This window comes from Nocardioides sp. (assembly GCF_047606145.1).
Classification (GTDB): domain Bacteria; phylum Actinomycetota; class Actinomycetes; order Propionibacteriales; family Nocardioidaceae; genus Nocardioides.
Window position 1 is genome coordinate 1 of record NZ_JASGET010000024.1, and the last position, 25,685, is coordinate 25,685.

Genomic DNA, 25,685 nt, shown 5'->3' on the forward strand with positions numbered 1-25,685 from the left:
AGCCGGTCGGCGGCGTGAGCGCGCAGCGCGGCCGCGGCCTCGGCGGCCGAGACGCCGGCGGCGGGTACGAACCAGACCACCAGCCGGTCGCCGACCGCATCGGCGGCGACCCCGGTGGTCTGCGCGGGTGCGGAGAAGACGGCTTCGATCTCGCCCAGCTCCACCCGTTGACCCCGGATCTTGACCTGGTCGTCGAGCCGACCGAGATAGCGCAGCGCACCGTCCGGCCGCCAGCAGGCCAGATCCCCGGTGCGGTAGAGGCGGCCGAACCGGGTGGAGCAGAAGCGCTCGGCGGTCAGGTCCGGTCGGCCGGCGTACCCCTCGGCCAGCTGTACGCCGCCCAGCCAGAGCTCGCCGGCCACGCCGATCGGGACCGGCTGGCCGTCCGGATCGAGCACGAAGCAGCTGGTGTTCTGGATGGGTCGCCCGATCGGCACCTGGTCCTCGCCCGGCACGCACTCCCAGCAGGTGACGTCGATGGCCGCCTCGGTCGGACCGTAGAGGTTGGTGATCCCGACGCCGAACACCTCGGCGCCGCCGGCGACCAGGTCGGGGGTGAGCGCCTCGCCGCTGGTGATCAGGTGGCGCACCGACGCGTCCGCCACCCGGGCACGGGCGACGCGGTCGGCGAGGAAGGCGCGCAGCATGGACGGCACGAAGTGCAGCGTGCTCACCTCGTGCTCGGCGATCAGCTCGGCGATCGCCCGCGGGTCGCGGTGGGCACCGGGCTCGGCGATCACCACGCAGGCACCGACCTGCAACGGCCAGAAGAGCTCCCAGACCGAGACGTCGAAGGAGATGGGCGTCTTGTGCAGCACCCGGTCGCCGGCGCCGATCGGCAGCTGCCGCTGCATCCAGTCGAGGCGGTTGTCGATCGCCGCCTGGCCGACCAGGACGCCCTTGGGGCGACCGGTGGAGCCGGAGGTGAACAGCAGGTAGGCGGTCTGGTCGCCGTCCTGGTCGGAGCCCGCCTCCGCCCGGACGCCGGCGTGCGATCCGCCCTCGTCTCCGCCCTCGTCCTGGCTCGGGTGCACCGCCAGGGCCGCGAGGGTGTCGTCGTCGATCACGAACGCCGCCCCGGCATCCTCGAGCATGCCCTCGATCCGGGCCTCCGGGAGGTCCGGATCGAGCGGCAGATAGATCGCGCCGGCCAGTGCGATGCCGTGGACCGCCTCGTAGAGCTCGAAGCCGCGCGGCAACCGGACGCCGACCACGCGGCCGGGGCCGATGCCGCGGTCGCGCAGCCCGGTGGCGATCCGGGCGGCGGCGGCGTACAGGTCGGCATAGCTCCGGGTCCGGCCGGCGAAGACCAGCGCCGGGGCGTCCGGGGTGCGTGCGGCCTGGGCGGCGAACCGCTGACCGAGCGTGCGGGTCGGGCGCGTCAGCGCGGTGTCGTTGAATCCCTCGGTGACCAGTCGCCGCTCGGCGTCGGTGAGCAGCGGGAGCCGGCCGACCGAGGTGTCGCGGTCGGCGCCGGCGTAACCGTCCAGCCAGGCGGCGAGCCGGCGCAGGTGCAGCTCGACCTCGGCGACCGGGTACAGCCTCGGATTGGCGTCGATCTCCAGCCGCACGGCGCGACCGCGCCGCCCGGGAGTGCCCCGCACCGCGACGGTCAGGTCCTCGACCGGGCCGGCGACCAGGTTGCGGACCATCCCGGTGGCGGCGCCCAGCCGCAGCTCGAGGTCGAACGGGATCAGGTTCACCTGGGCGCCGAAGAGCTGAGCACCGGGGTCGCGACGCCGCAGCTCCCGGGCGAGCTCCTCCTGCCGGGTGAACGGATGGGCCCGCAGTGCCTCCTGCTCGGCGGCCACCGCGGCCAGCGCGTCACCGACGGTGCCGTCGGCCGGCACCACCGCGGGGAGCACGTTCATCGCGGTGCACACGGTGTGCGCCGAGGGCAACGCGCCCACGCCGGGCACCGACCTGTTCATCAACGGCAGTCCGATCCGCACCCGCGGCAGGCCGGCCATCCGGGCCAGGTAGCCCCCGACCGCGGCGATGAGCAGGTCCGGCCAGCCCACACCGAGCCGCGCGGCCCCGTCGGCGAGGATGCGCTGCTGCTTGTCGTCGAGCTCCAGGACGCGCTTGACCGCTGCCGGGGCCGGGTCGGCCACCCGGCCGGCCAGCGCGGCGGTGCCGCTCATCCGCGCCAGCCGGGACCGCCAGGCGATCTCGCCGTCGGGGTCGCGCGGCTCGGCATCGAGTACGTCGCCCAGGCTCGGCGTGGTCCTCGTCGCACCGGCCGACCCGGTCACACCCGCCGGCGGCACGCCCGGTGGGCCGGCGTCGGGGCCCGGACGGAGGTCGGTGTAGAGCTGCGCCACCCGGCGCAGCAGCTGCTGGGCGCCGTACCCATCGAGCACCACGTGGTGTGCGGCGTGGTACCACCAGCAGCGTCCGTCCGGCAGCCGGAGCAGTGCGGTGCGCACCGGCGGCGTCGCCAGGTCCATCGGCTCGGCCAGGTCGGTGCGCAGCCAGCGCTCGGCCGCGGCCGGGTCGGCGACCTCGACCGTCCACAGCTCGGCGTACCGCTCGGTGACCGCCTGTCGGGGCCCGTCGTCGGTGAGCCGGTAGACCGCGCGGAGCTGCTCGAACTCGGCGTAGGCGGCACGCACCGCGGCGCCGAGTCGGCCGGGATCGACCGGCCCGTCGAACTCGACCACCTCGGCGGTGGTGTAGCAGGGGTTCTGCGGCGCGAGCTGGTGGGCGAAGAAGAGCCCCCGCTGAGCGGCCGAGAGCGGCCGCCAGGTCAACGCACCGAGGTCGCCGGCCGGATCCTGCATCCGGTCGCTCACCGGGCCGGCACCGCGCCCTGGGCGAGCAGGTACTCCAGGTTGGCGTGACGGGTGAAGTCCCCGAAGTCGAGGTCGACGCCGGCATCGGCGAGGTCGTCGAGCAGGTCGAAGGCCTGCAGCGAGTTGAGGCCGAGGGCGAACAGGTCGGCGCCCGGATCGGCCTGCGCGCCGGCGACCGCCTCGTCGCCGAGCAGCCTGGTCAGCGACCCCAGGACCACCTCACTCCAGCCTCGCGTCGGGTCGCCGGGCCCCGAGACGGCAGCAACGGGAGCGGCGGGGGCCAGGGCGGTGATCACCCGGTCGGCCGATGTCACCACGCCGCAGCAGCCGGCCACCACCTCGAGCGCGTGCGCGTGCTTGTCGATGCTGAGGTCGGCCACCGCATCGGCGACCAGGAACGGCCGCACGTCACGGCAGAAGCCGTCGAAGGCGGTGGCGGTGACGCCGATGTGGGCGTAGACGCCGGTGAGCACCAGCTGATCCCGGCCGGCCGCCGCCAGCCGCTCGCCCAGGTCGGTGCGCGCGAACGCGCTGTAGCGCCGCTTGTCCAGCACCGTCTCCCCCGGTCGTGGCGCGAGCTCGGGAAGGATCTCGGTGTGCTCGGGCACGGGCGACATCCCCGGACCCCACAGCTCACCCTGCAGACCGCGGTCGAGGTGCTCGCCGGTCTGCGCGGTGTAGAGCACCGGCACCCCGGCCGCACGCGCCGCCGCCAGGACGGCACCGATGCGCTCGACCGCCCGGGTCAGGGCGGGCGAGCAGGGGTCGAAGACCCGGACGAAGTAGCGCTGCATGTCGTGCACCAGGACCGCGGCGCGGGATGGGTCGAGGACCCATTCCGCCTTCGCCTCGGGCAGCTCCCGATGCGGCGGCGTCGGCGGTTCGTAGTCGATCAGACTCGGCAGGGTCATGGCTCAGCTCCCAGCTGTGGCAGAGGCGGTACGGTCACCCAGCTGCGCGGCGAGCACCCGTCGCAGCTCGCGCCGGCTGTTCTTGCCGACGCCGGTGACCGGGAACTCCTCGAGGTACTCGAAGGAGTCCGGGATCTTGTGCTCGGCCAGTCCCGCGGCACGCAGGTGCCGGCCGAGATCGGTGGGACGCGGGGCATCGGGCTCGGTGCGGATCACCACGCAGATCCGCTCGCCGAGATAGTGGTCGGGCACCCCGACCGCCACCGCGTCGAGGACGGCCGGGTGCGCCAGCAGCGGCCCCTCGATCTCCTCGGTGGCGACCTTCTCGCCGGCGCGGTTGATCTGGTCCTTCTCCCGTCCGGTGACCACGAGGTGTCCGGACGGGAGTCGCCGCACCAGGTCACCGGTGCGGTAGTAGCCGTCGGCGGTGAAGGAGGAGTCGTTGACCGCGGCGGTCCAGGACGGGGCGCCGTAGTAGCCGCGAATGGTGTAGGGGCCGCGGGTCAACAGCGCCCCGATCTCACCCTCGGGTACGTCGCGATCGGCCCGGTCGACGATCCGGATCTCGTCCTCGGCGCTGATCGGGCGTCCCTGGGTGGTGCGCACCAGGTCGTCGGGATCGTCGTGCCGGGTGTAGTTGACCAGACCCTCGGCCATTCCGAAGACCTGCTGCAGGCGGCCGTGCAGGACCGGTCGGACCTCGGCCGCCACGACGTCGCTGAGCCGGGCTCCACCGACCTGCACGGTGCGCAGGCTGGAGAGATCGGGGCGACGGCGCCGAGCCGCGGAGATCCACGCCTGGGCCAGTGGCGGCACCAGCGCCACGTCGGTGACTCGCTCGGACTCGATCAGCCCGAACGCGGTGCGCGGGCTCGGGTCGGGGGCGAACACGATGGTGCCGCCGACGTGCAGCGTGCCCAGGATGCCCGGCGAGCTCAACGGGAAGTTGTGCGCGGCCGGCAGCACCACCAACATCACCGTGCTGGCGTCGAGACCGCAGATCTCGGCGGAGGCACGCACCGAGTAGAGATACTCCTCGGCCGCCCGCGGGATCAGCTTGGAGATCCCGGTCGTGCCACCGGAGAGCTGCAGGAACGCCAGGTCGGCGGGGGTGGTCGCCGCGAGCGGCAACGCGGGCGGGCGCCCGGCACGGGCGGCACGGTCGGCGGGCCAGGTCCGTACGTCGATCGCGGCCGGCGGCTCCACCCCGAGCTCACCCGCCCGGTCGGCGACCGCGTCGAGCAGATCGTCCTCGGCGGCGTGCACCCAGGCCGCCGGGTCGGCTATCGCACAGAACTGGGCCAGCTCCGCCTCCCGATGGGTCGGCAGGGCGAAGATCGGCACCGCACCGAGACGGAAGCAGCCGAGCAGCACGCCGAGGTACTCGGCGACGTTGGGCAGGCTCAGCAGCACCCGGTCCCACGGGGTGACACCGGCGGCGAGGAGTCGTCCCGCCGACCGCTCGGCCTGGTCGGCCAGCTCCGCGTAGGTCCAGCGGATCTCGGTCCCGTCGATGCCGGGGGCGATCAGCGCGGTGTTGCCGGCGAACCGGGTGGTGCGCTCGGCGACGAAGTCGCCGAAGGTCTCCGGCAGCCAGTATCCGAGCCGGCGGTAGCGCTCCTGGTCGGCGACCGGGGGGCGCGGATGGTCGAGCGCGGCCGACCTCATCGGCCCACCCCGACGACGCGGGCCATGGTGGCGAGCTTGGCGGCGGTCTCGCGCACCTCGGCGTCCGGCTCGGAGGCGGCGACGATCCCGGCTCCGGCGTAGATCCGCAACCGCTCTCCGTCGAGCACGCCGGCCCGGATGGTGACCGCGAACTCGCCGTCGCCACGTCCATCCACCCAGCCGACCGCCCCGGTCAGCGGGCCGCGCGGGCCCTCGAGCCGGGCGATGGTCTCCAAGGCCGCGGCGGTCGGCACTCCGCCCACCGCCGGCGTGGGCTGGAGCAGCTGCGCCAGATGGAGCGCGGACAGGTCGACACCGGGCGCGAGCCGGGCCCGGATCGGCGTGGCCAGGTGCCACAGGGTGTCGGTGGCGAGCAACTCGGGTCGCTGCGGTGCGCTGACCTCGCTCGACACCGAGCGCAGCGCACCGACGATCTGATCGACCACGAACGCGTGCTCGGCCAGGTCCTTGGCCGAGCAGAGCAGGCGCTCCGCGGCCGCCCGGTCCTCGGCCGGGTCGCTCGTCCGAGGCACCGAGCCGGCCAGCGGGGTGCTGGCCACCGACCGTCCGGTGCGGCGCACCAGCAGTTCCGGACTGGCGCCGAGCAGCACCGGCGACCCGGCGTCGCTGCCGAGCGGGAGGGCGAAGGTGTAGCGGCCCGCTCCGCTGGCGAGCAGTCGCCCGATCAGCTCCTCGGCCCGCAGTGCGGGGCTGGACTCGATCTCGAGCCAGCGGCCGAGGACGACCTTGCTCAGCAGGCCGGCGTCGATCAGCTCGAGCGCCGACCGGACCCGTCCGGCGTACGCCGCCGAGGTGGGCAGCTCGGTCACCCGGTGCACGCCACGGCCGATCCGCGCGGTCTCGACCGTCCCGATGCTCACCTCGACCGATGCATCCGCCGGTCGGGCCATCACCCGATGGGCGATCGCCGGTCCCTCGGGCGTGAACGAGAGCGAGACGAGCGCCCGCTCGCCGGCGCCGAGGTCGGCGACCAGGCTGTCCGCCCAGATGGCGTCGGCCGCGCTGACCGTGCGGGTCTCGCGCAGGCCGGCGGCGACGAACCCGGCCTCGCCGGTGAAGATCAGCGGTGGAGCGGTCGCGGTCGCCGCGTCCAGGTCGTGCACGAGTGTGGTCATAGCGACGCGCCCCCGTCGACGTAGAGCTGTTGCAGCGTGACGTGCCGTGCGGCATCGGAGAGCAGGAAGCAGGCCACCTCCGCGACATCGGCCGGATCGGCGATCCGGCCGAGCGGGATGCCCAGCCGGTAGCTCCCCGGATCCCCGTGCACCGCGGCGATCCGGCCGGCCTCGGCGTCCGGCCACAGGTCGCGTTGCATGGGGGTGTCGGTCGACCCCGGCTCGATCACGTTGCAGCGGATCCCGCGGGCGGCGAGCTCGAGACCCGCCGCGCGGGTCACGGCGGAGGCGGCCGCCTTCGAGGCGGTGTACGCGATCATGCCGGTGCGTGGCACCCGGGCCGCGTTCGAGCTCACCACCACCACGGCACCGCGGTCCCGCAGCCGTCGGGCGCCGGCCTGCAGGCAGTGGAAGACACCCCCCGCGTTGACGCTCAGATGACGGTTCCAGTCCTCCTCGGTGGTCTCGGCGAGACCGCCCGGAGCGAGGATCCCGGCCGCACAGACGAGCGCGTCCGGCGTACCGAGATCGCGTTCGGCGGCCGCGAACGCGACCTCCACACCGTCCGCCGAGGCAACGTCGACCGGGCGGGTCAGCACCCGGGACGCGCCCGTCTCCGCGGCCTGTTTGGCCACCATCTCCAGGCCCTCGCGGTCGTTGTCGAAGAGGGCCAGTGCGCCGCCTTCCTCAGCGAGTCGGAGCGCGATGGCTCGGCCGATCCCGGAGGCCGCTCCCGTCACGATGACAATCATGTGATGATACTAAGGGAAGCCTTACCTACTCTGGCAATGGGGCCTGCGCCACAGTGCTCCCAGACCCGCGCCCGGACTCGCCCGGCCCCTCACTCCGGGCACCAGTCCCCGAGCCGGACCCTGAGCCCGGCGGGCCACTCCCAGGGGATCGAGAATTCAGTTTGTTTGTCAAAACTATTTCTCATAGGAAATCGAAAGGTGAGGAATTGGAAGTCTAACTTTTCGGAATTGCCGGTTGAGTGTGACGACCGTCATGAACAGGGTGGTCCCGGGTCGGCTGCGCCGGGGTCGAGGCGGGCCGTCCGTCACCCCACACCGATAGGAATTCCGATGACGAATCAGAACATCGACGGGCATGGCGTGCAGCGCCGGTCCGTGCTGCTCGGTGGAGCAGCAGCGATCGCCGGAGCCGCCTCGCTCGGCGCGACGTCGCAGGCCGAGGCCGCCACGCCCACCGCGGTCACCGCGAAGAAGACGGCCACCAAGCCGGGCAAGAACGGAACGGGCACGTTGACGGTGGGCGCCGGAAAGTCGGCGATCGGCATCGCCGACTCGCTGCTGCCGACCTCCGACGGCTTCACCACCGTCCACGACGATCTGTACGTCCGGGTACTGCTCGCCCAGAACGGGTCGACCAAGACCGCGATCGTGGTCCTGGACCTGACCTCGATCAGCGCCAGCGCGATCGCCAGCATCCGCTCGGTGATCACCGACAAGGCCGGCGTACCCTCGGCCAACATCATCGTCACCGTCACCCACACCTTCTCGGCCCCGCATGTCTTCGACACCAGCCCGCAGGCGTGGATCGACGCGATCCTCGCCGCGGCGACCAGCGCCACCGACGACGCCGTCGCCGGACTGCAGACCGCCAAGGTCGGCTACGGCGCCGGCACCTGCGACGTCAACGTCAATCGCAACGTGGAGACCAACGCCGGCTACTGGTTGGGCACCAACGAATCGCTGCCCAGCGACAAGACGGTCGGCGTGGCCCGCTTCGAGGACACCGACGGGAACCCGATCGCGCTGCTGGTCAACTACAACGTCCAGTCCTCGGTGATGATGGAGTCGACGATGGCCAACGGCGACCTGCCGATCACGCCGGACCTGGCCGGCGCCGCGATGAGCCATGTCGAGGACGCCTACGACGGCGAGGTCGTCTCGCTGTTCATCGCCGGCGCCACCGGCGACCAGTCGCCCGCCTTCCGCACCAAGCGCGGCGTGGTCGACATCGACGGCAACTGGAGCGAGGTCGACGCCCAGGACGACGGCTGGCTGCTGCTCACCGTGCAGGGCGAGCGGCTGGGCACCGAGATCGTGCGGGTCAGCGAGACGATCACGCCGAGCAAGGACGCGACCGTGTCGGCGCTGACCGCCACCATCAACCTCCCGGTGATGGCGAACGGCCATCCGGACGCGCCGACGACCAGCTACGACTTCACCGCCACCGACACCGCCGACATCCCGCTGTGGCTGCTGCGGATCGGCGAGGGGGCCATCGCCGGGGTGTCCCCGGAGCTGTCCACCTCGACCACGCTGAAGGTCAAGCACGGCTCGCCGTTCAAGCACACCTTCGTGGCGTCGATGTTCGAGGGCGGCGACAAGAACATGGCCGACCGGTGGAACTTCGCGCACGTCACCTACGAGGCCGTCGACGGCAGGCACGTCCCCGGCAACGCCGAGAAGGTCGCCAAGCGACTCGACCACCTCCTCAACAAGCTGCACTGAGCCAGGAGACTCCGATGGACAGAAGAACATTGCTCACCAGCGCGGCTGCCACCGCCGGCGCCGGCGTGGTGGCGGCCGGACTCGGCGCCGGGTCCGCCTCGGCGGCGCCGAGCGTCGGGACGACCAGGCATCGCTCGGCGGGAATCCGGTCGATCACCGCGCTCACCGAGGTGTACGGCGACGGCCAGAAGCTGATCGCCGTCGCGGTCGAGTACGACCGGCCGATCCGGTCCGCCCGGCTGAGCGTCGACACCTTCACGGTGGTCGACCGCACCGTCACCAAGGTCTACGCCCACCACCGCCCGGAGGTCACCGATCACCCGAGCAACGGCAGGTACGCGATCGTGGAGCTCTCCCTGGACGACGACGCGGCCGCGCTCTTCGTCGCGGCGTCGAACGGTGGCGGCGGGATGCCGACCGTCGGCGACACCACCCCGGCCGGCAGCGTGCTGGAGCCCTCGGCCACCGTGGTCCAGGCGCTCGCGGTCCAGGCGGTCGACGGCACCCGCTACCCGGCCGAGAGCACCGAACGGACCACCGACGGCTCGATCAACCCGATCTTCGACGACTTCAAGCAGTTCACCTACTCCGATCCGGTCAACGGCCAGTCGCTGCCGTACAACCTGTTCGTCCCCCAGGGCTACCGCAAGGGCGCGAGGTATCCGCTGGTGCTGTTCATGCACGACGCGGGCGAGGTCAACTCCGGGGTCAAGGCGCCGCTGGCGCAGGGGCTCGGCGCGATCTGCTGGGCGAGTCCGCGCGACCAGGCCAAGCACCCGGCGTTCGTGCTCGCGCCGGACTTCGGTGCCATCGTGGTGGACGACGACTACGAGCCGATGAACCTCTTCGACACCGCCCTCCGCATGCTCGAGGACGTGGTGAGCCGCTACGGCGTGGACCGCAGCCGGATCTACACCACCGGCCAGTCGATGGGCGCGATGCTGTCGCTCGGGATGAACATCGCCCATCCGAACCTGTTCGCCGCGGCCTACATCGTCGCCGGCCAGTGGCCGGCCGACCAGGCCGAGCCGCTGGCGGGCAAGAACCTGTGGATCGTGGTCTCCCAGGGCGACACCAAGGCCTACCCCGGCGAGAACGAGATCACCGCGGTGATCGAGGCGGCCGGCACCGAGGTCACCACCGCCACCTGGGACGGCGGCGCCTCCCAGCGCGAGTTCGCGGCCGACGTACGGGCGATGGAGCGGGCCGGGACGAGCGTCAACTACGCCTCGTTCACGCCGGGCACGGTCACCACCGACACCTCCGGTGGCAGCGAGCACACCGGCACCTGGAAGGTGGCCTACTCGATCCCCGGGGTCCGGGACTGGATCATGCGTCAACGGCTCTGAGCGGGCGTCGGGAGAGCCCCTGGACCACCCGGACTCTCCTGCTCGCGACGTGGCCCGTGATTCTCGCGATCACGGGCCACGTCCACTCGAGGACACCTCGTGAGCCCGCTGTACCAAGGTCAAGCAATCAAAGGTTTCGTTTTTCGACAAAACAGTTTTGCCACAAAACGATAGTGTGACTGCCACCACATCAGCCCTCGTGGAGGAAGCCATGCCCAAGATCACCCGCCGGACCGGACTCGCCGCCGGCGTCCTCGCTCTCGGACTGACCATGACTGCCTGCGGCAGCGGGATGTCGTCGACCTCGTCGTCCTCGGCCGACACCTCCGGCTCAGCGCCCACCGGCGTCACCCTGACGCTGTGGCACAACACCGCGGACACCCAGGCGCTGCTCGACCTGTACAAGGCGTACGAGAAGTACTCCGGGAACACCATCAAGCTCGTCGACATCCCCTCGGACACCTTCCCGATGACGGTCCAGCAGAAGTGGGCCACCGGCGACCGGCCGGACCTGTTGGAGTGGCACGGCAACCAGACCGACGCACTCGCCCTCAACGTCGCCCAGAACACCCTCGATCTCTCCGACATGGACTTCGTGCAGCACTCCGGTGACATCGCACAGGTCTCGGGCAACATCGACGGCCACACCTACGCCGCCACCCTGGGACCGGTCTCGGTCTACGGCATCTTCTACAACAAGGCGGTGCTCAAGAAGGCCGGCCTCTCGGTCCCGACGTCGTACGCCGACCTGGCGGCGGACTGCCAGGCGTTGACGACGTCGATGCCGAACGTGACCCCGCTCTACGAGACGGGTGGCTCGGGGTGGCCACCGCAGATCCTCAGCGCGTTCGACTACATGGCCGAGAGCAACGTCGACGGCGCCTACACGGATGCGATCAAGGACGGCTCCGCCGCCCTCACCGACACCGACGGGCCGTTCATCAAGGCGATGCAGGCCTACCTCGACCTGAAGAAGAGCGGCTGCTTCAACTCCGACGCCACCACCGCGACCTGGGAGGACGGCGTCAAGGCGGTCCTGAACGGCGACGCCGCCTTCATCGCTCAGAACACCGACAGCATCAGCCTGCTCGACTCCGACGCGAACGGCGACACCGACAAGGTCGACCCCGCCGTCGGCTTCGCCCCGGTCTCGGCCACCTCGGCGGTGGCGAACTACGCGCCCAGCGCGCTGGGGACCTACTACGTGCCGAAGACCGGAGACACCGAGAAGCAGCGCGCCGCGCTGGACTTCATCGAGTTCGCCACCGGCAAGGGCTATCAGGACTACATCGACGACGCCGGCTCCATCCCGACCATCGACACCGCCACCACGCCGAAGCTGCAGGGCCTGTGGCAGGACGTGGACGACGCCCTGGACGGCGCGACCCTGACCATCAACTCCGCCATCCCGGGGTTCAGCCAGTACGGCAACGAGTCGGACTCGCTGCTGGCCGGCCAGGAGAGCCCGGCCGAGGTGGCCAAGAAGATGCAGGCCTACTTCAAGCAGGCCAATGCCGCGGCCGGCAACTGAGCCCCGGATCGAAGGTGCCGTCGTGACCGCAACGCCCATGGCCACCAGCGCTCCGGCTCCGCATCGGGAGACCTCCGCCCCGATGCGGAGCCGGCCACGGCGAGCCTGGTATCGACTGGCGTTCGCCGCACCGGCGATCGTCCTGGTCAGCGTCTTCTTCTTCCTGCCGTTCCTCGCCAACGCCGGGTTCTCCTTCACCCAGTGGACCGGCTACAGCGACGTGATCAGCTGGAACGGACTCGACAACTTCCGGTTGATGTTCGAGCTCGGCGTGATCGGGCACGCCACCCTGGTCACCGTGGGCTACGCGGTGGTCTCGATGGCGGTGCAGAACGGCGTCGGACTGGTCCTGGCGAAGGCGCTGCAGAGCACCAACCGGGTCAACACCGTCTTCCGGTCGGTCTTCTTCGTGCCGGTGCTGATGTCGCCGCTGGCCGCCGGCTACATCTGGGCCGGGGTGCTGCGCTCGAACGGCGCGCTCAACGCCGTCATCGGGTGGGTCAAGCCGGGCTTCGACTACGCCTGGCTCGGCCACGACACCAGCGCATTGCTGTGCGTGGCCACGATCGACGCCTGGAAGTGGAGCGGGCTGGTCACCCTGATCTACATCGCCGGCCTCAACCGGATCCCGCGCACGGTGGTCGAGGCGGCGACCCTGGACGGCGCCGGAGCCTGGCTGCGGTTCTGGCGCATCGAGTTCCCGTTGCTCGCGCCGGCCTTCACCTTCAACCTGGTGATCACCCTGGTCGGCGCGTTCAGCGCCCTCGACGTCATCTTCGCGACCACCGGGGGTGGACCGGGCAACGCGACGCGGGTGCTCAACGCCGCCGTCTACGAGCAATACGGTCAGGGTCTGTTCGGCACGGCCAGCGCGCTGAGCCTGGTCATCACCCTGCTCGTGATCATCACCGCGGTCCCGCTCATCGCGTGGCTGCGCCGACGAGAGGTACGGATGTGACCACCGCCCCGCTCACCCGACCGCTGCGCCCCCGACGGCGGCGGCGCCGGCCCTGGCCGACGTACGCCGCCCTGACCCTCTTCGCCCTGCCCTGGGTGGTGCTGCCGCTGTGGATCCTGGTGGTGAACTCGTTCAAGTCCCAGGGCGAGGCGAGCACGCCGAGCCTGTCGTGGCCCACCAGCTGGCACGTGATCGACAACTACCGCACCGTGATCGACCAGGGCCACTACCTGACCTCGCTGGTCAACAGCCTGATCATCACCGTCCCGGTCATCCTCGCGGTCATCCTGCTCGGCACGATGGCGGCCTGGGCCTATGCCAGGTCGTCCTCGCGTGGACTGCGCTTCGCCTACTACGCCACCTCGGTCTCGATCATCCTGCCGCCGGCGATCATCCCGACCGTGTGGGTGCTCACCCAGCTCGGCATCCAGGGCACTCACCTGGGCTACCTGCTGACCCTGGTCGGCACCCGGCTGGGGGTCGTGGTCTTCCTCACCACCGGCTACATCCGGGCGCTGCCCGACGACTACGAGGAGGCCGCGCAGCTCGACGGTGCGAGCAAGTGGCGGATCTACTGGAGCGTCATCCTGCCGTTGCTCTCCCCGGTGCTGTTCACCGCGGCGGTGATGCTGGTGATCAACGTGTGGAACGACTTCCTCTTCGCGCTCTTCCTGTTGCGCGGCGAGGGCGCCGCCACCCTGCCGCTCTCGCTGTACCAGTTCGCCTCCGCGTCGGTGAACAACGTCAGCTGGAATCTGGTCTTCGCGCACGTGGTGCTGACCAGCCTGCCGCTGTTGGTGGCCTACATCGTGTTGCAGCGCCGGGTGCTCTCCGGCCTCACCGACGGAGGTGTGACCGGATGAACGCACCCGCCCGGATCGAGGCCCTGGAGGCTCGTCGGCGCCAGGCGATGCTGACCGGCGACGCGACCACGCTGACCGAGGTCATGCATCCGTCCTGCGTCTACGTGCACTCCTCGGGCTTCATCGACAACGGAGCCTCGATGGCGGCCAAGGTGGCGGCCGGCGACGTGCGCTACCAGAGCCTGGAGTTCGAGGACGAGGCGGACGTCTCGGTGGGCGACGCGGCGGTCTTCATCTACCGTCAGCGCGCCCGGATGCTGTTGGCCGGTGAGCCGCACTCCTCCTACACCCGCTGCACGGCCGTCTGGGCGCCCGGACCGGACGCCACGCCACGACTCATCTCGTTCCAATCGGCACCCATGGAGACAGCATGAGCGCTCTCGAACCGAACACCGACGCCTATCTCGCCCGGGAGGAGGAGCCGCTCCCGGCTCCGTCGGCGGATCCGATCGAGCAGCTCGCCCACATCGTGCCCGCGATGTGGCGCACCCTGGTGCGAGTCACCCGGGCCGCCCAGGAGATGCCGGCGGTGGAGTCCCAGGTGTCCATCCTGCGCAAGCTGGTCGCCTCCGGCCCGATGGCGCCGGCGCATCTGGCCGACGAGCTGCACCTGTCCCGCCCGACGGTGAGCAACCTGCTCAAGGCGCTGGTCGCCGACGGCCTGGTCGAGCGGACGCGCTCGGCGACGGACGCCCGGTCGGTCATCGTCTCCCCCACCGAGCGTGGACGCCGGGTGCTGGAGACCTTCCGGCACGACCGTGCCGAGGTGCTGCGCGACGCACTCACCGAGCTGGCACCGGCCGAGCGGGATGCGGTCACCGGCGCGGTGCCGGCGCTGCGGCAGCTGCTGCGCCGTCTGGAAGCGGCCTCCCGATGAGCCCGCTCGGTCTGCGGGCCGGCGTCGCCACCCGCGACATCACTCCGGCGTCCCTGATCGGCCTGAACCCGATGGGCGGCGGCGACTTCACCGCGGTGCACGATCCGCTCGGCCTGCGCGCCCTGGTCCTCGACGACGGCGTCACCCGGCTCGCGCTGGTCGCCCTCGACCTGCTCGAGGTCGGCGTCACCACCGAGCTGCGCGCCCGGATCGAGCGCGAGGTCGGCATCCCCGCCAACCAGATCCTGCTCGCGCCGAGCCACAGCCACAATGCGCCCCGGGTCGGCGAGACGCCGTCCGGTGGGCTCGGTCGGGCCGCGAGCGCGGAGTCGCTCGGCTACACCGAGACGGTGTTCGCCGCGGTCCTCGACGCGGTCCGGGAGGCCGAGCGCCAGCTCCGTCCGGCTCGGCTGGGGGTGGCCCGCGGCCGGGTCGACGTCAACGTCAACCGCGACCAGCTGGTCGACGGGCGGTGGGTGCTGGGACACGACCCGGACGGGCCGAGCGACAAGACCCTGAGCGTGGTCGCGATCGAGTCCGAGCACGGCCACCCGCTGGCCGTCGTGCTGAACTATGCGGTGCACCCCACCGTCACGCTGGGCACCCGCCAGCTCGGTGCCGACCTCGCCGGTGTCGCCACCCGGTACGTCGAGCAGCAGGTCGGTGCCGGGGTCGCCACCTTCTGGACGGCCGGCGCCCTGGCCGACCAGGCCCCACGGGTCTCCTACGAGTTCTCCGCCCGGCCGGGTGCGGACGCCGGCGAGGCGTTCCGGGCCTGCGACGCCCAGGGGTTGATGGTCGGCGCCGAGGCGGTCCGGGTGCTCGCCGGCATCGACGACCGGCACACCGAGGTGAGCCTCGCCGGCGCCGAGACGGTGCTGCGCTACCCGATCAAGCGTGGCGTCGACCTGCCCGCCGACATGCATCAGGACGACGTGCCCGACGTCGGCGTACGACTCACCGTGCTGCGGCTCGGCGAGGTCGTCCTCGCCGGCGTCGGCGGCGAGGTGCCGACCGTGACCGGGCACCGCATCCGAGCCGCCTCCGGGCTCCGGCACACCCTGGTGGTCTCGATGGGCAACGAACGCGTCGGCTATCTCGCCGACGAGCGTGCCTTCTCCTGCGGCACCTTCACCGCCCGCGGTACGCCGATCCAGCCCGGGCACCTCGAGGCCGGGATCCCGCGCGGGGTGGCCGCCCTGCTGGCCCGGCTGCGATGACCGCCGCGTCCCTCGCTGTGCCCCGGCTGCGCGCGCAGGCGGCCCGGGCGGCGATCGACCTGTCCGCGGTGCTGCCCCTGGACGGCTTCACCGTCGCCGGGCCGCTCCACGTCCGCGTGCTGGTGCTCGACGACGGCGCCGCCCGGCTCGCCCTCGCCGTGGTGGAGCTGACCTCGCTGTTCCCCGAGACCCTGGCCCTGCTGAAGGCCGAGCTCGCGGCGATCACCGGTGCCCAGGAGACGGTGATCTGGGCCAGCCACACCTTCTGCGCACCGCACGCCTTCACCGCGAGCCACCCGGCGGCGGACAACGCCGCCCAGACGCGGGTCCGGGCGCAGCGGCTGGCCGACTCGCTGCTGGCGGCCACCCGGGAGGCCGGCGCGCGCGCCGCCGGCGACCTCCGCCCCGCCCGGCTGGGGTACGCGGCCGGGCGATGCCCGATCGCGGTGAACCGGGACGTGGAGACCCCGGCGGGATGGTGGCTGGGCGCGGATCCGCGGGGGCCGGTGGACCCGGACGTGGGGGTGCTGGCGGTGACCGATGCCGACGGGGCCACCATCGCGGTGGTGGTCTGCTGCGCGGTGCAGTCCTCGGTCCTCGCCCGGACACGTGCTCCGGACGGCTCCCGGCGCGTCAGCGGCGACCTGGCCGGGGCGGTCGCCGCCGGGGTCGAGGCCGGATCTCCCGGCGCCGTCGCACTGTGGCTCACCGGGACCGCCGCCGACCAGGCTCCGGTGTTCTCCGCGCCCAGCGCCTCGGCCGACTCCGGCCAGGAGCTGCTCGACCTGCTCGCCGGGCGGCTCACCGCCGAGGTGCTCCGCACCCGGACCGAGATCCGGCCCGACGACCCGCCGCGCCGATGGCTGTTGCGGCGCGGCTACGTCGACGTACCGGCGCAGGTGCCGCCGCGCTCGCTCGACGACCTGCACCCCGACCGGCACCATCGCTTCGTCTCCTCGGGACGCACGACGCTCCCCTACCTGGTCCTCGAGCTCGGGCCGGTCACGGTGGTCGGCACCCAGGCCGAGCTGACCGTCACCACCGGCGCGCAGCTCCGCACCGCGGCGGCGACGCCCCTGATGGTGACCACGATGGCCGACGGCGCGGCGAAGTACCTGGCGGACGCCGCCGGCTACGACCGCCGCACGTACGCCGCGATGAACTCGCGCTACGGCCGCGGCGCCGCCGAGCTGCTGGTGGCCGAGCTGGGTCACGTCCTGTCCTAGACAGGCCGCATCCGCTGGTCGAGCCGTCGTTGGCCGAGTAGCGAGCGCCAGTGAGTGTCGAGACCCCAGGAAGCTGTCGAGATCGCGCTCGGGAGGGACGCGCTCGACCGACGAGGACCCGAGCAGCCCCGAGCAGCCCCGGGCAGGCGGGCTAGCGTCCGCCGTACGGCGCACCGAGGCGCGCCAGCGCCTCCTCGCCGCCGTCCAGGGCGGTCAGCACCCACAGTCCCTCGGAGGTCAGGGCGAAGGTGTGCTCGAAGTGGGCGGCCCAGCTGCCGTCGGTGGTGACCACCGTCCAGTCGTCCTCGAGCACCTCGTTGTCCGGACTGCCCAGCGTGATCATCGGCTCCACCGCCAGCGCGAGCCCGCGAACCAGCTTCGGACCACGACCCGGGCGACCGTAGTTGGGCACGTTCGGCGGCTGGTGCATCGCGGAGCCGATCCCGTGCCCGACGTACTCCTCGACGATGCCGTAGGAGCCCTGGCCCCGGACAAAGGCCTCCACCGCATGGGAGATGTCGGTGACCCGGCCGCCCAGGTGCGCGGCCGCGATCCCGCGCCACATCGCCTCCTCGGTGACCCGGAGCAGCTCGGTCACCTGCTCGGGGACCTCGCCGAGCGCCACCGTGATCGCCGAGTCGCCGTGCCAGCCGTCCACGATCGCGCCACAGTCGATCGAGATGATGTCGCCGTCGGCCAGCACCCGGTCCCCCGGGATGCCGTGCACGATCACCTCGTCCACCGAGGCACAGATCGAGGCCGGGAAGCCGTGGTAGCCCAGGAAGGACGGGGTCGCGCCCCGGGAGCGGATGGCGTCGGCCGCGATCGCATCGAGGTCGGCCGTCGTCATTCCGGGGCGCACCGCGTCGCGCAGCTCCGCGAGGGTCTCGCCGACGACCAGACCGGCCCGGCGCATCGCCTTAATCTGCTCGGGCGTCTTGATCTCGACGCCGCGGTGCCACAGCCCCATCGGGCAGGCTAGCTCTGCGGCACGACGTCGAGCGCCGCGAAGATCCGGGCGGTGACCTCGTCGACCTCACCCATGCCGTCCACCTCGTGCACCAGGTCGCGGCTCTTGTAGACCTCGATCAGCGGCGAGGTCTGCTCCAGGTAGACCTCCTGGCGACGCCGGACGACGTCCTCGGTGTCGTCCGCACGGCCCTCGACCTCGGCCCGCTGCAGCAGCCGCTGGACGATCTCGTCCTGGTCCACGGTGAGCACCACCACCGCATCGAGCCGGTGGCCGGTGAAGTTGATCATCCCGTCCAGCTCCTCGACCTGAGCGAGGGTCCGGGGATAGCCGTCGAGCAGGAAGCCGGAGACGGCGTCGTCCTCGTCGATCCGGTTGCGGACCATCAGGTTGGTCACCTCGTCGGGCACGTACTCCCCGGCGTCCATGTACTTCTTCGCCTCGACTCCCAGCGGCGTGCCCTGGGAGACGTTGGCGCGAAAGATGTCGCCCGTCGAGATCGCGGGGATCCCGAAGTGCTCTGCGATAAACCTCGCCTGCGTGCCCTTGCCGGCACCCGGCGGACCCATGATGATCAGCCTCAACGTAGGAACCCTTCGTAGTGACGCTGCTGCAGCTGGCTCTCGATCTGCTTCACCGTGTCGAGAGCGACACCGACCATGATCAGGATCGAGGTACCGCCGAAGGGGAAGTTCTGGTTGGCGTTGATCAACGCGAGCGCGATCAGCGGGATCAACGCGATCAGACCGAGGTAGAGCGAGCCGGGCAGCGTGATGCGGGACAAGACGTAGGACAGATAGTCCTCGGTCGGCTTGCCCGCCCGGATCCCGGGGATGAAGCCGCCGTACTTCTTCATGTTGTCCGACACCTCGTGGGGGTTGAAGGTGATCGAGACGTAGAAGTAGGTGAAGAAGACGATGAGCAGGAAGAAGACCGCCATGTAGAGCGGATGGTCGCCCTTGACGAAGTAGGTGTTCACCCAGTCGACCCAGCCGGGCGGGTTCGTCGAGTTCTGCTGGAACTGAGCGGCCATCGCCGGCAGGTAGAGCAGCGAGCTGGCGAAGATGACCGGGATGACGCCGGCCTGGTTCACCTTGAGCGGGATGTACGTCGAGCTGCCGCCGAACATCCGGCGCCCGACCATCCGGCGGGCGTACTGCACCGGGATCCGGCGCTGCGCCTGCTCGATGAAGATGACGGCGGCCACGATCGCCAGGCCGACGATCATCACGATCCCGAAGGTCCACCAGCCGCGGTCGGTCTTGACCGACCACAGCGCCGAGGGGAAGGTGGCGACCACCTGGGTGAAGATCAGGATCGACATGCCGTTGCCGATGCCGCGCTCGGTGATGAGCTCGCCGAGCCACATGATGACCGCGGTGCCGGCGGTCATCGTCACCACCATCACCAGGAAGGTGCCGGTGCCGTTGCTGTGCAGCAGGTCCTTGTCGCAGCCCTGCAGCAGGTTCTTGGACCGCGCGAGAGCGACGATGCCGGTCGCCTGCAGCACGGCGAGGCCGAGCGTCAGATAGCGGGTGTACTGGGTGATCTTGGTCTGGCCGGACTGGCCCTCCTGCTTGAGCGCCTCCAGCCGCGGGATGACCACCACCAGCAGCTGCAGGATGATGCTCGCCGTGATGTAGGGCATGATGCCCAACGCGAAGATGGTGAGCTTGAGCAGTGCGCCACCGGAGAAGAGGTTGACCAGGTTGTAGAGCCCCTGACTGTCTCCGGTCTTCACCACGTCGATGCAGGACTGCACGTTCGAGACGTTGACCCCAGGTGCCGGGATCTGGGAGCCCGCCCGGAAGATCACGATGATCAGCAGGACGAACAGCAGCTTGCGTCGCAGGTCCGGAGTCCGGAATGCGGAAGCGAACGCGCCAAGCACGAAATGTTCCTCTTTCGACAGTCAGATCGCAGTGCAGGACACCGAGCTCGGCGTGCCCACGCAAAACCCGGTGCAGCCTAACAGGCCGGATGAAGCAGAAGCGCGGACGGGCCGCCCCACAGGGGCCACTCCGTCCGCGCTCGACCTCGCCATACGCGGTTCAGAGGACCGTGACGGTCCCACCGGCAGCCTCGATCTTCTCCTTCGCCGAGGCGGAGAAGGCGTGGGCGCTGACCTCGACCTTGACCGCGATCTCACCGGTGCCGAGAACCTTCACCGGCTGACCCTTGCGGACCGCGCCCTTGGCGACCAGGTCGTCGACCCCGACGGCGCCACCGTCCGGGAAGAGCTGACCGAGCTTGTCCAGGTTGACCACCTGGAACTCGACCTTGAACGGGTTCTTGAAGCCACGCAGCTTCGGCAGCCGCATGTGGATCGGCATCTGGCCGCCCTCGAAGCCGACCGGCACCTGGTAGCGGGCCTTGGTGCCCTTGGTACCGCGACCGGCGGTCTTCCCCTTGGAGCCCTCACCGCGACCCACGCGGGTCTTGGCGGTCTTGGCTCCCGGGGCGGGACGCAGGTGGTGCAGCTTGAGCGTCATGTCAGTCGACCTCCTCGACCGTCACCAGGTGACGGACGGTCTGGACCATGCCGCGGATCTCCGGGCGGTCCTCCTTGACGACCACGTCGCCGATGCGCTTGAGCCCGAGCGAGCGCAGCGTCTCGCGCTGGTTGCGCTTCAGTCCGACGAGGCCCTTCTTCTGCTGGACCTTGAGCTGTGCCATCAGACCGAGACCTCCTCAGCGGGCGACGCCTCGGCACGCGACTTGAGCAGGGCCGACGGGGCGACGTCCTCGACCGGCAGGCCGCGGCGGGCCGCCACGGCCTCGGGCTGCTCGAGCTGGCGCAGCGCCTCGACGGTCGCGTGCACGATGTTGATCTGGTTGGACGAGCCGAGCGACTTGCTCAGCACGTCGTGGATGCCGGCGCACTCCAGCACGGCGCGCACCGGGCCGCCGGCGATCACACCGGTACCGGGGGCGGCCGGACGCAGCAGCACCACGCCGGCGGCCTTCTCCCCCTGGACCGGGTGCGGGATGGTGCCCTGGATGCGGGGGACGCGGAAGAAGTGCTTCTTCGCCTCCTCGACACCCTTGGCGATCGCCGCGGGAACTTCCTTCGCCTTGCCGTAGCCGACGCCGACCAGACCTTCACCGTCGCCGACGATCACGAGGGCGGTGAAGCTGAAGCGACGACCACCCTTCACGACCTTCGCGACACGGTTGATCGCAACGACGCGCTCGATGTAGGCGGTCTTGTCCGCACCCTGGTTGCGACGATCGTCGCGTCCACGGCGCTCGCCACCGCGCGCTCCGCGCTGGGCTCCGCTCATCAGACTTTCCTCTACTCTCTCGTGCTGCTCTTGCGATCAGAAGGCCAGACCGCCGTCGCGGGCGCCCTGTGCGAGCGCCGCGACCCGGCCGTGGAACTTGTTTCCGGCGCGGTCGAAGACCACCTGGGACACCCCCGCGGCCTTGGCGCGCTCGGCGACGAGCTCGCCGACCCGCTTGGCCTTGGCGGTCTTGTCGCCCTCGCCGCCGCGCAGGTCGGCCTCGATGGTCGAGGCCGAGACCAGCGTCTTGCCGACCAGGTCGTCGACGACCTGGGCGGTGATGTGCTTGGCGGAGCGGGTGATCACCAGACGGGGACGATCCGCCGTACCGGAGATCTTCTTGCGGCCCCGCAGCTGACGACGCAGCCGGGACCGGGTACGGGACGCGGTGTGCTTGTTGTCGGACAGTGAGATCGCCATCGTCACTTACCAGCCTTTCCGACCTTGCGGCGGATGTTCTCGCCGGCGTAACGGACGCCCTTGCCCTTGTACGGCTCGGGCTTGCGGAGCTTGCGGATGTTCGCCGCGACCTCGCCGACCTGCTGCTTGTCGATGCCGACGACACCGAGCTTGGTCGGGCCGTCGGTGGTGAAGGTGATCCCGTCGGGGGCGTCGAAGGTGATCGGGTGGCTGTAGCCGAGCTGGAACTCCAGCGTGGTCGGGCCCTTGGACAGGACCCGGTAGCCGACACCGACGATCTCGAGCTTCTTCTCATAGCCCTCCGTGACCCCGATGACCATGTTGTTGATCAGGGTGCGGGACAGACCGTGCAGCGCCTTGCTGCGCCGCTCGTCGTCGGGACGCTTGACGTCCAGGACGCCGCGGCCATCGTCGTCCTGCGCCTTCTCGACGGTGATCGGGGCGGCCACGGTGTGCGACAGCGTGCCCTTGGGACCCTTCACCGTCACCTGGGCGCCGTCGATGGTGACGTCGACGCCGGCCGGAACCGGCACCGGGAGCTTGCCAATACGCGACATGTCTCTACGCTCCTCTCGCTCGTCACCAGACGTAGGCGAGGACTTCCCCACCTACGCCCTTCTGGTTGGCCTGTCGGTCGGTCAGCAGACCCTGGCTGGTGGAGATGATCGCCACGCCCAGGCCGCCGAGCACCCTCGGCAGACCGGTGTGCTTGGCGTACACCCGCAGACCGGGCTTGCTGATGCGGCGTACGCCGGCGATCGAGCGCTCCCGGTTGCGGCCGTACTTCAGGGTGATGGTCAGCGTCTTGCCGACCTGGCCCTCGGTGGGGTCGGCGACCTCGTAGGAGGTGATGTACCCCTCCTGCTGGAGGATCTCCGCGACGCCGGCCTTGAGCTTGCTGTAAGGCATCGACACCGCGTCGTGGTACGCCTGGTTGGCGTTGCGCAGACGGGTGAGCATGTCTGCGATCGGGTCAGTCATCGTCATGAGGTGTGTTCCTTCTGCTGTGGTTTCCACCGGACATCGGTCCGGCTGGACCTTCAGCTCTATGAGGTTTCATATCCTGGCGGCCGTGACCTGGTCCGTCCGGATCAGGTGCGGCGCCCGGCTCCCGGAGATCCGGGAGGCGGTCACCAGGAGGACTTGGTCACGCCGGGGAGCTCGCCGCGGTGGGCCATCTCCCGCAGGCAGATCCGGCACAGGCCGAACTTGCGGAACACGGCCTTCGGACGGCCACAGCGCTGGCAGCGCGTGTAGGCCCGCACGGCGTACTTCGGCTTGCGCGCGGCCTTGACCTTGAGCGCGGTCTTCGCCATCTCAGTTCTCCTCGCTGCGCCGGACGGTCCGCTCCGCGCAGGCTTCTCGATTGCGGCTTGTCATCGGAACTCAGCGCTCCGCGAACGGGAACCCGAGCGCCTTGAGCAGCGCGCGTCCCTGGTCGTCGGTGGTGGCGGTGGTCACGAGGGTGATGTCCATGCCTCGCGAACGGTCGATCTTGTCCTGGTCGATCTCGTGGAACATGACCTGCTCGGTGAGACCGAAGGTGTAGTTGCCACGACCGTCGAACTGCTTCGGGCTCAGGCCGCGGAAGTCGCGGATCCGGGGCAGGGCCAGGGAGAGCAGCCGGTCCAGGAACTCCCACATCCGGTCGCCGCGCAGCGTGGTGTGCGCACCGATCGGCATGCCCTCGCGCAGCTTGAACTGCGCGATCGACTTCCTCGCCCGGGTGACCAGCGGCTTCTGGCCGGTGATGGCGGTGAGGTCGCGCACGGCGCCGTCGATCAGCTTGGAGTCGCGAGCGGCCTCGCCCACGCCCATGTTGACCACGATCTTGGTCAGGCCGGGAATCTCCATGACGTTGCCGATGGCGAACTCGGCCTGGAGCGCGGGCGCGATCTCCTGGCGGTACTTCACCTTCAGGCGCGGCGTCGGGACCTCGGTTGCGGTCTCGGTCATGTCAGATTTCCTTACCGGTCTTGCGCGAGATGCGAACGCTGCGCTCGGCGGTGTACGTCGACCCGTCGGGTCGCGACTTGGTGACGGTGTCGCGGCGGTAGCCCACCCGCACCGGCGTGCCGTCCTCGAGCAGCATCACGTTGGAGACGTGGATGGCGGCCTCGGTGGTCACGATGCCGCCGGTGGTCCCGGCCCGCCCACCCTGGTCGGTGACCTTGGTGTGCTTCTTGACCCGGTTGACGCCCTCCACGATCACGCGCTGGCGGTCGGGGAAGACGGCGATGACCTTGCCCTCGGCGCCCTTGTCCTTGCCGGAGATGACGCGGACGTTGTCGCCCTTCTTGATGTTCAGACTGTTCGCCATGGCTCAGAGCACCTCCGGGGCGAGCGAGATGATCTTCATGAACCGCTTGTCGCGCAGCTCGCGCCCGACCGGGCCGAAGATGCGCGTGCCGCGCGGCTCACCGTCGTTGCGGAGGATGACGGCGGCGTTCTCGTCGAAACGGATGTAGGAGCCGTCGGGACGACGGCGCTCCTTGACGGTACGGACCACAACGGCCTTGACGACGTCACCCTTCTTCACGTTGCCACCGGGGATCGCGTCCTTCACGGTGGCGACGATGACGTCGCCGATGCCGGCGTAGCGACGACCAGAGCCACCGAGAACACGGATGCAGAGGATCTCCTTGGCACCCGTGTTGTCGGCGACCTTGAGTCGCGACTCCTGCTGGATCATTACTTCTCCTTGTCGAGCCGGTTCTCACCCGCTCCGGGGCGGGTGAGCCTTGCCGAACTGATAGGGATGGGCGGGCGCGAGGCCCAGCTACCTATGGTCGCCGGGCCCGCTTCCCCAGGTCAATTTCTCGCGCTGCGCGCCTCTGGCCCGCATCGCTCGGGGTGACACGAGCAGCCTCGGTCACCGCTGGCTCACTTGGCCTTCTCGACGATCTCGACGAGGCGCCACCGCTTGGTCGCGGACAGCGGCCGGGTCTCCATGACCAGGACGCGGTCGCCGATGCCGGCGGTGTTCTGCTCGTCGTGCGCCTTGAGCTTGCTGGTCCGGCGCATGACCTTGCCGTACAGCGGGTGCTTCACGCGGTCCTCGACCTCGACGACGATGGTCTTCTCCATCTTGTCGCTGACGACGAGACCCTCACGGACCTTGCGGCTGTTGCGCTCGGTCACCTCGGTGCTCGCGGTGCTCTCAGCCATCTCAGGCCTCCTCGTTGGTGACGCCCGGCGCGGTGCGGATGCCGAGCTCGCGCTCGCGCACCACCGTGTAGATCCGGGCAATGTCCTTCTTGACCGTACGAAGCCGACCGTGGCTCTCCAGCTGGCCGGTGGCCGCCTGGAAGCGCAGGTTGAAGAGCTCCTCCTTGGCCTCGCGGAGCTTGGCCTCGAGGTCGACGGCGTTGAGCTCGTCCAGTTCGTGGGCCTGAATCGCGTTGGTCGCCATCAGAACTCACCGGCCTCTCGGGTGATGAAACGGCACTTCATGGGGAGCTTGTGGATCGCTCGGCGCATCGCCTCACGGGCCACGTCCTCCGGGACACCGGACAGCTCGAACATGACGCGACCGGGCTTGACGTTGGCGACCCACCACTCCGGGGAGCCCTTGCCGGAGCCCATCCGGGTCTCGGCGGGCTTCTTGGTCAGCGGGATGTCGGGGTAGATGTTGATCCACACCTTGCCGCCACGCTTGATGTGACGGGTCATCGCGATACGCGCCGACTCGATCTGCCGGTTGGTCACGTAGTGGCCCTCGATCGCCTGGATGCCGAAGTCACCGAAGGCCAGCTTGGTGCCACCCTTGGCCGCGCCGGTGCGCTTGGGGTGGTGCTGCTTGCGGTGCTTGACACGACGGGGCATCAACATGGCTCAGCCCTCCTGGGGGGTCTCGACGGCAGCGGCCTCGGGGGCGGCGGCCGTCGGGGTCTCGGCGGTGGGGGCGGACGCGGCGCGGTCGGCGCGGTTCGGCCGGTCACCGCGGGAGCCGCGGTTCGGCCGGTCGCCACGACCGCGACGGTCGTTGCGGCCGGGAACG

Annotated in this window: 30 protein-coding genes; 9 read left to right on the forward strand and 21 right to left on the reverse strand. The window is 70.4% G+C overall.

Going from position 1 to position 25,685, the window contains the following annotated elements; translation table 11 throughout:
* From QM638_RS03805 to QM638_RS03825, 5 genes are all read right to left on the reverse strand, one after another.
* On the reverse strand, positions 1–2,795 hold a 2,795-nt coding region (locus tag QM638_RS03805), incomplete at its 3' end, for an amino acid adenylation domain-containing protein (RefSeq protein WP_415140609.1).
* Positions 2,792–3,706, reverse strand: a complete 915-nt coding sequence (locus QM638_RS03810; RefSeq protein WP_415140610.1) for an isochorismatase family protein — start codon at positions 3,704–3,706, stop codon at positions 2,792–2,794. The genes QM638_RS03810 and QM638_RS03805, both read right to left, overlap by 4 nt.
* A 3-nt stretch (positions 3,707–3,709) precedes the next feature.
* The gene (locus QM638_RS03815) at positions 3,710–5,374 is read right to left on the reverse strand and encodes a (2,3-dihydroxybenzoyl)adenylate synthase (RefSeq protein WP_415140611.1); all 1,665 of its coding nucleotides are present in this window, start codon (positions 5,372–5,374) and stop codon (positions 3,710–3,712) included.
* Entirely contained in the window at positions 5,371–6,510 is a 1,140-nt protein-coding gene (locus QM638_RS03820; protein ID WP_415140612.1) for an isochorismate synthase, read from the reverse strand. The genes QM638_RS03815 and QM638_RS03820 overlap by 4 nt, the downstream gene beginning before the upstream one ends.
* Entirely contained in the window at positions 6,507–7,262 is a 756-nt protein-coding gene (locus QM638_RS03825) for an SDR family oxidoreductase (RefSeq protein ID WP_415140613.1), read from the reverse strand. The genes QM638_RS03820 and QM638_RS03825 overlap by 4 nt, the downstream gene beginning before the upstream one ends.
* A gap of 330 nt (positions 7,263–7,592) precedes the next feature.
* Between QM638_RS03825 and QM638_RS03830 the strand changes: the two genes are divergently transcribed.
* The 9 genes from QM638_RS03830 (at position 7,593) to QM638_RS03870 (ending at position 17,011) form a co-directional block, all read left to right on the forward strand.
* On the forward strand, positions 7,593–8,987 hold the full coding sequence (locus QM638_RS03830; protein WP_415140614.1) for a hypothetical protein: 1,395 nt from the start codon (positions 7,593–7,595) through the stop codon (positions 8,985–8,987).
* Between the two features lie 14 nt (positions 8,988–9,001).
* A complete protein-coding gene (locus tag QM638_RS03835; RefSeq protein WP_415140615.1) occupies positions 9,002–10,336 on the forward strand; it encodes a hypothetical protein in 1,335 nt (444 codons plus the stop codon).
* A 211-nt stretch (positions 10,337–10,547) separates the two neighbouring features.
* On the forward strand, positions 10,548–11,867 hold the full coding sequence (locus QM638_RS03840; RefSeq protein WP_415140616.1) for an ABC transporter substrate-binding protein: 1,320 nt from the start codon (positions 10,548–10,550) through the stop codon (positions 11,865–11,867).
* Between the two features lie 22 nt (positions 11,868–11,889).
* Positions 11,890–12,825, forward strand: a complete 936-nt coding sequence (locus tag QM638_RS03845; protein ID WP_415140617.1) for a carbohydrate ABC transporter permease — start codon at positions 11,890–11,892, stop codon at positions 12,823–12,825.
* Positions 12,822–13,688, forward strand: a complete 867-nt coding sequence (locus tag QM638_RS03850; RefSeq protein WP_415140618.1) for a carbohydrate ABC transporter permease — start codon at positions 12,822–12,824, stop codon at positions 13,686–13,688. Before QM638_RS03845 ends, QM638_RS03850 begins: the two co-directional genes overlap by 4 nt.
* A complete protein-coding gene (locus tag QM638_RS03855) occupies positions 13,685–14,062 on the forward strand; it encodes a nuclear transport factor 2 family protein (RefSeq protein ID WP_415140619.1) in 378 nt (125 codons plus the stop codon). The genes QM638_RS03850 and QM638_RS03855 overlap by 4 nt, the downstream gene beginning before the upstream one ends.
* Positions 14,059–14,565 carry a MarR family winged helix-turn-helix transcriptional regulator gene (locus QM638_RS03860; RefSeq protein WP_415140620.1) on the forward strand — a complete coding sequence of 169 codons (507 nt, stop codon included), beginning with the start codon at positions 14,059–14,061 and terminating at the stop codon, positions 14,563–14,565. Before QM638_RS03855 ends, QM638_RS03860 begins: the two co-directional genes overlap by 4 nt.
* Complete coding sequence (locus tag QM638_RS03865; RefSeq protein WP_415140621.1) at positions 14,562–15,785, forward strand: hypothetical protein; 1,224 nt, start codon at positions 14,562–14,564, stop codon at positions 15,783–15,785. The genes QM638_RS03860 and QM638_RS03865 overlap by 4 nt, the downstream gene beginning before the upstream one ends.
* Positions 15,782–17,011: a hypothetical protein gene (locus QM638_RS03870; protein WP_415140622.1), complete on the forward strand. Its 1,230-nt coding sequence runs from the start codon at positions 15,782–15,784 to the stop codon at positions 17,009–17,011. The genes QM638_RS03865 and QM638_RS03870 overlap by 4 nt, the downstream gene beginning before the upstream one ends.
* A gap of 151 nt (positions 17,012–17,162) precedes the next feature.
* On the opposite strand, the gene map is transcribed toward QM638_RS03870, so the two are convergent.
* The 16 genes from map to rplP all read right to left on the reverse strand — a co-directional run bounded on the left by map (position 17,163) and on the right by rplP (position 25,516).
* On the reverse strand, positions 17,163–17,981 hold the full coding sequence (gene map / locus QM638_RS03875) for a type I methionyl aminopeptidase (RefSeq protein ID WP_415140623.1): 819 nt from the start codon (positions 17,979–17,981) through the stop codon (positions 17,163–17,165).
* A gap of 8 nt (positions 17,982–17,989) precedes the next feature.
* On the reverse strand, positions 17,990–18,565 hold the full coding sequence (locus tag QM638_RS03880) for an adenylate kinase (RefSeq protein WP_415140624.1): 576 nt from the start codon (positions 18,563–18,565) through the stop codon (positions 17,990–17,992).
* On the reverse strand, positions 18,562–19,872 hold the full coding sequence (gene secY / locus QM638_RS03885; RefSeq protein ID WP_415140625.1) for a preprotein translocase subunit SecY: 1,311 nt from the start codon (positions 19,870–19,872) through the stop codon (positions 18,562–18,564). The genes QM638_RS03880 and secY overlap by 4 nt, the downstream gene beginning before the upstream one ends.
* 160 nt (positions 19,873–20,032) lie before the next feature.
* Complete coding sequence (rplO, locus tag QM638_RS03890; RefSeq protein WP_415140626.1) at positions 20,033–20,473, reverse strand: 50S ribosomal protein L15; 441 nt, start codon at positions 20,471–20,473, stop codon at positions 20,033–20,035.
* A 1-nt stretch (position 20,474) separates the two neighbouring features.
* Complete coding sequence (gene rpmD, locus QM638_RS03895; protein ID WP_415140627.1) at positions 20,475–20,657, reverse strand: 50S ribosomal protein L30; 183 nt, start codon at positions 20,655–20,657, stop codon at positions 20,475–20,477.
* Positions 20,657–21,265: a 30S ribosomal protein S5 gene (gene rpsE / locus QM638_RS03900; RefSeq protein ID WP_415140628.1), complete on the reverse strand. Its 609-nt coding sequence runs from the start codon at positions 21,263–21,265 to the stop codon at positions 20,657–20,659. Before rpsE ends, rpmD begins: the two co-directional genes overlap by 1 nt.
* 36 nt (positions 21,266–21,301) lie before the next feature.
* A complete protein-coding gene (gene rplR / locus QM638_RS03905) occupies positions 21,302–21,685 on the reverse strand; it encodes a 50S ribosomal protein L18 (protein ID WP_415140629.1) in 384 nt (127 codons plus the stop codon).
* A gap of 2 nt (positions 21,686–21,687) precedes the next feature.
* Positions 21,688–22,242: a 50S ribosomal protein L6 gene (gene rplF / locus QM638_RS03910; RefSeq protein ID WP_415140630.1), complete on the reverse strand. Its 555-nt coding sequence runs from the start codon at positions 22,240–22,242 to the stop codon at positions 21,688–21,690.
* 22 nt (positions 22,243–22,264) lie between these two features.
* Complete coding sequence (gene rpsH / locus QM638_RS03915; RefSeq protein ID WP_415140631.1) at positions 22,265–22,672, reverse strand: 30S ribosomal protein S8; 408 nt, start codon at positions 22,670–22,672, stop codon at positions 22,265–22,267.
* A 143-nt stretch (positions 22,673–22,815) separates the two neighbouring features.
* Positions 22,816–23,001 carry a type Z 30S ribosomal protein S14 gene (locus QM638_RS03920; RefSeq protein ID WP_008361020.1) on the reverse strand — a complete coding sequence of 62 codons (186 nt, stop codon included), beginning with the start codon at positions 22,999–23,001 and terminating at the stop codon, positions 22,816–22,818.
* 70 nt (positions 23,002–23,071) lie between these two features.
* Positions 23,072–23,641, reverse strand: a complete 570-nt coding sequence (rplE, locus tag QM638_RS03925; protein WP_415140632.1) for a 50S ribosomal protein L5 — start codon at positions 23,639–23,641, stop codon at positions 23,072–23,074.
* A gap of 1 nt (position 23,642) precedes the next feature.
* Positions 23,643–23,993 (reverse strand): 50S ribosomal protein L24, encoded by a 351-nt coding sequence (gene rplX, locus QM638_RS03930; RefSeq protein ID WP_415140637.1) that lies wholly within the window; start codon positions 23,991–23,993, stop codon positions 23,643–23,645.
* Positions 23,994–24,008: 15 nt separating this feature from the next.
* On the reverse strand, positions 24,009–24,377 hold the full coding sequence (gene rplN / locus QM638_RS03935; protein WP_415140633.1) for a 50S ribosomal protein L14: 369 nt from the start codon (positions 24,375–24,377) through the stop codon (positions 24,009–24,011).
* Between the two features lie 191 nt (positions 24,378–24,568).
* Positions 24,569–24,853, reverse strand: coding sequence for a 30S ribosomal protein S17 (rpsQ, locus tag QM638_RS03940; RefSeq protein ID WP_415140634.1), 285 nt, complete (start codon positions 24,851–24,853; stop codon positions 24,569–24,571).
* Between the two features lies 1 nt (position 24,854).
* Positions 24,855–25,097 carry a 50S ribosomal protein L29 gene (rpmC, locus tag QM638_RS03945; protein ID WP_415140635.1) on the reverse strand — a complete coding sequence of 81 codons (243 nt, stop codon included), beginning with the start codon at positions 25,095–25,097 and terminating at the stop codon, positions 24,855–24,857.
* Positions 25,097–25,516 (reverse strand): 50S ribosomal protein L16, encoded by a 420-nt coding sequence (gene rplP / locus QM638_RS03950; protein WP_415140636.1) that lies wholly within the window; start codon positions 25,514–25,516, stop codon positions 25,097–25,099. Before rplP ends, rpmC begins: the two co-directional genes overlap by 1 nt.
* Between the last annotated feature and the right edge of the window lie 169 nt (positions 25,517–25,685).

Excerpts from the sequence above, each read along its gene's own strand:
- QM638_RS03840 (WP_415140616.1), top strand. The coding sequence starts at position 10,548 with ATGCCCAAGATCACCCGCCGGACCGGACTCGCCGCCGGCGTCCTCGCT.
- rpsE (WP_415140628.1), bottom strand. The coding sequence starts at position 21,265 with ATGAGCGGAGCCCAGCGCGGAGCGCGCGGTGGCGAGCGCCGTGGACGC.
- rplE (WP_415140632.1), bottom strand. The coding sequence starts at position 23,641 with ATGACCGAGACCGCAACCGAGGTCCCGACGCCGCGCCTGAAGGTGAAG.
- rplF (WP_415140630.1), bottom strand. The coding sequence starts at position 22,242 with ATGTCGCGTATTGGCAAGCTCCCGGTGCCGGTTCCGGCCGGCGTCGAC.
- map (WP_415140623.1), bottom strand. The coding sequence starts at position 17,981 with ATGGGGCTGTGGCACCGCGGCGTCGAGATCAAGACGCCCGAGCAGATT.
- QM638_RS03860 (WP_415140620.1), top strand. The coding sequence starts at position 14,059 with ATGAGCGCTCTCGAACCGAACACCGACGCCTATCTCGCCCGGGAGGAG.
- QM638_RS03810 (WP_415140610.1), bottom strand. The coding sequence starts at position 3,706 with ATGACCCTGCCGAGTCTGATCGACTACGAACCGCCGACGCCGCCGCAT.
- rpsH (WP_415140631.1), bottom strand. The coding sequence starts at position 22,672 with ATGACGATGACTGACCCGATCGCAGACATGCTCACCCGTCTGCGCAAC.
- QM638_RS03865 (WP_415140621.1), top strand. The coding sequence starts at position 14,562 with ATGAGCCCGCTCGGTCTGCGGGCCGGCGTCGCCACCCGCGACATCACT.
- QM638_RS03820 (WP_415140612.1), bottom strand. The coding sequence starts at position 6,510 with ATGACCACACTCGTGCACGACCTGGACGCGGCGACCGCGACCGCTCCA.
- QM638_RS03815 (WP_415140611.1), bottom strand. The coding sequence starts at position 5,374 with ATGAGGTCGGCCGCGCTCGACCATCCGCGCCCCCCGGTCGCCGACCAG.
- rplP (WP_415140636.1), bottom strand. The coding sequence starts at position 25,516 with ATGTTGATGCCCCGTCGTGTCAAGCACCGCAAGCAGCACCACCCCAAG.
- QM638_RS03855 (WP_415140619.1), top strand. The coding sequence starts at position 13,685 with ATGAACGCACCCGCCCGGATCGAGGCCCTGGAGGCTCGTCGGCGCCAG.
- QM638_RS03830 (WP_415140614.1), top strand. The coding sequence starts at position 7,593 with ATGACGAATCAGAACATCGACGGGCATGGCGTGCAGCGCCGGTCCGTG.
- rpmC (WP_415140635.1), bottom strand. The coding sequence starts at position 25,097 with ATGGCGACCAACGCGATTCAGGCCCACGAACTGGACGAGCTCAACGCC.
- QM638_RS03870 (WP_415140622.1), top strand. The coding sequence starts at position 15,782 with ATGACCGCCGCGTCCCTCGCTGTGCCCCGGCTGCGCGCGCAGGCGGCC.
- QM638_RS03825 (WP_415140613.1), bottom strand. The coding sequence starts at position 7,262 with ATGATTGTCATCGTGACGGGAGCGGCCTCCGGGATCGGCCGAGCCATC.
- rplO (WP_415140626.1), bottom strand. The coding sequence starts at position 20,473 with ATGACGCTCAAGCTGCACCACCTGCGTCCCGCCCCGGGAGCCAAGACC.
- rpmD (WP_415140627.1), bottom strand. The coding sequence starts at position 20,657 with ATGGCACAGCTCAAGGTCCAGCAGAAGAAGGGCCTCGTCGGACTGAAG.
- QM638_RS03835 (WP_415140615.1), top strand. The coding sequence starts at position 9,002 with ATGGACAGAAGAACATTGCTCACCAGCGCGGCTGCCACCGCCGGCGCC.
- rpsQ (WP_415140634.1), bottom strand. The coding sequence starts at position 24,853 with ATGGCTGAGAGCACCGCGAGCACCGAGGTGACCGAGCGCAACAGCCGC.
- QM638_RS03920 (WP_008361020.1), bottom strand. The coding sequence starts at position 23,001 with ATGGCGAAGACCGCGCTCAAGGTCAAGGCCGCGCGCAAGCCGAAGTAC.
- rplR (WP_415140629.1), bottom strand. The coding sequence starts at position 21,685 with ATGGCGATCTCACTGTCCGACAACAAGCACACCGCGTCCCGTACCCGG.
- rplN (WP_415140633.1), bottom strand. The coding sequence starts at position 24,377 with ATGATCCAGCAGGAGTCGCGACTCAAGGTCGCCGACAACACGGGTGCC.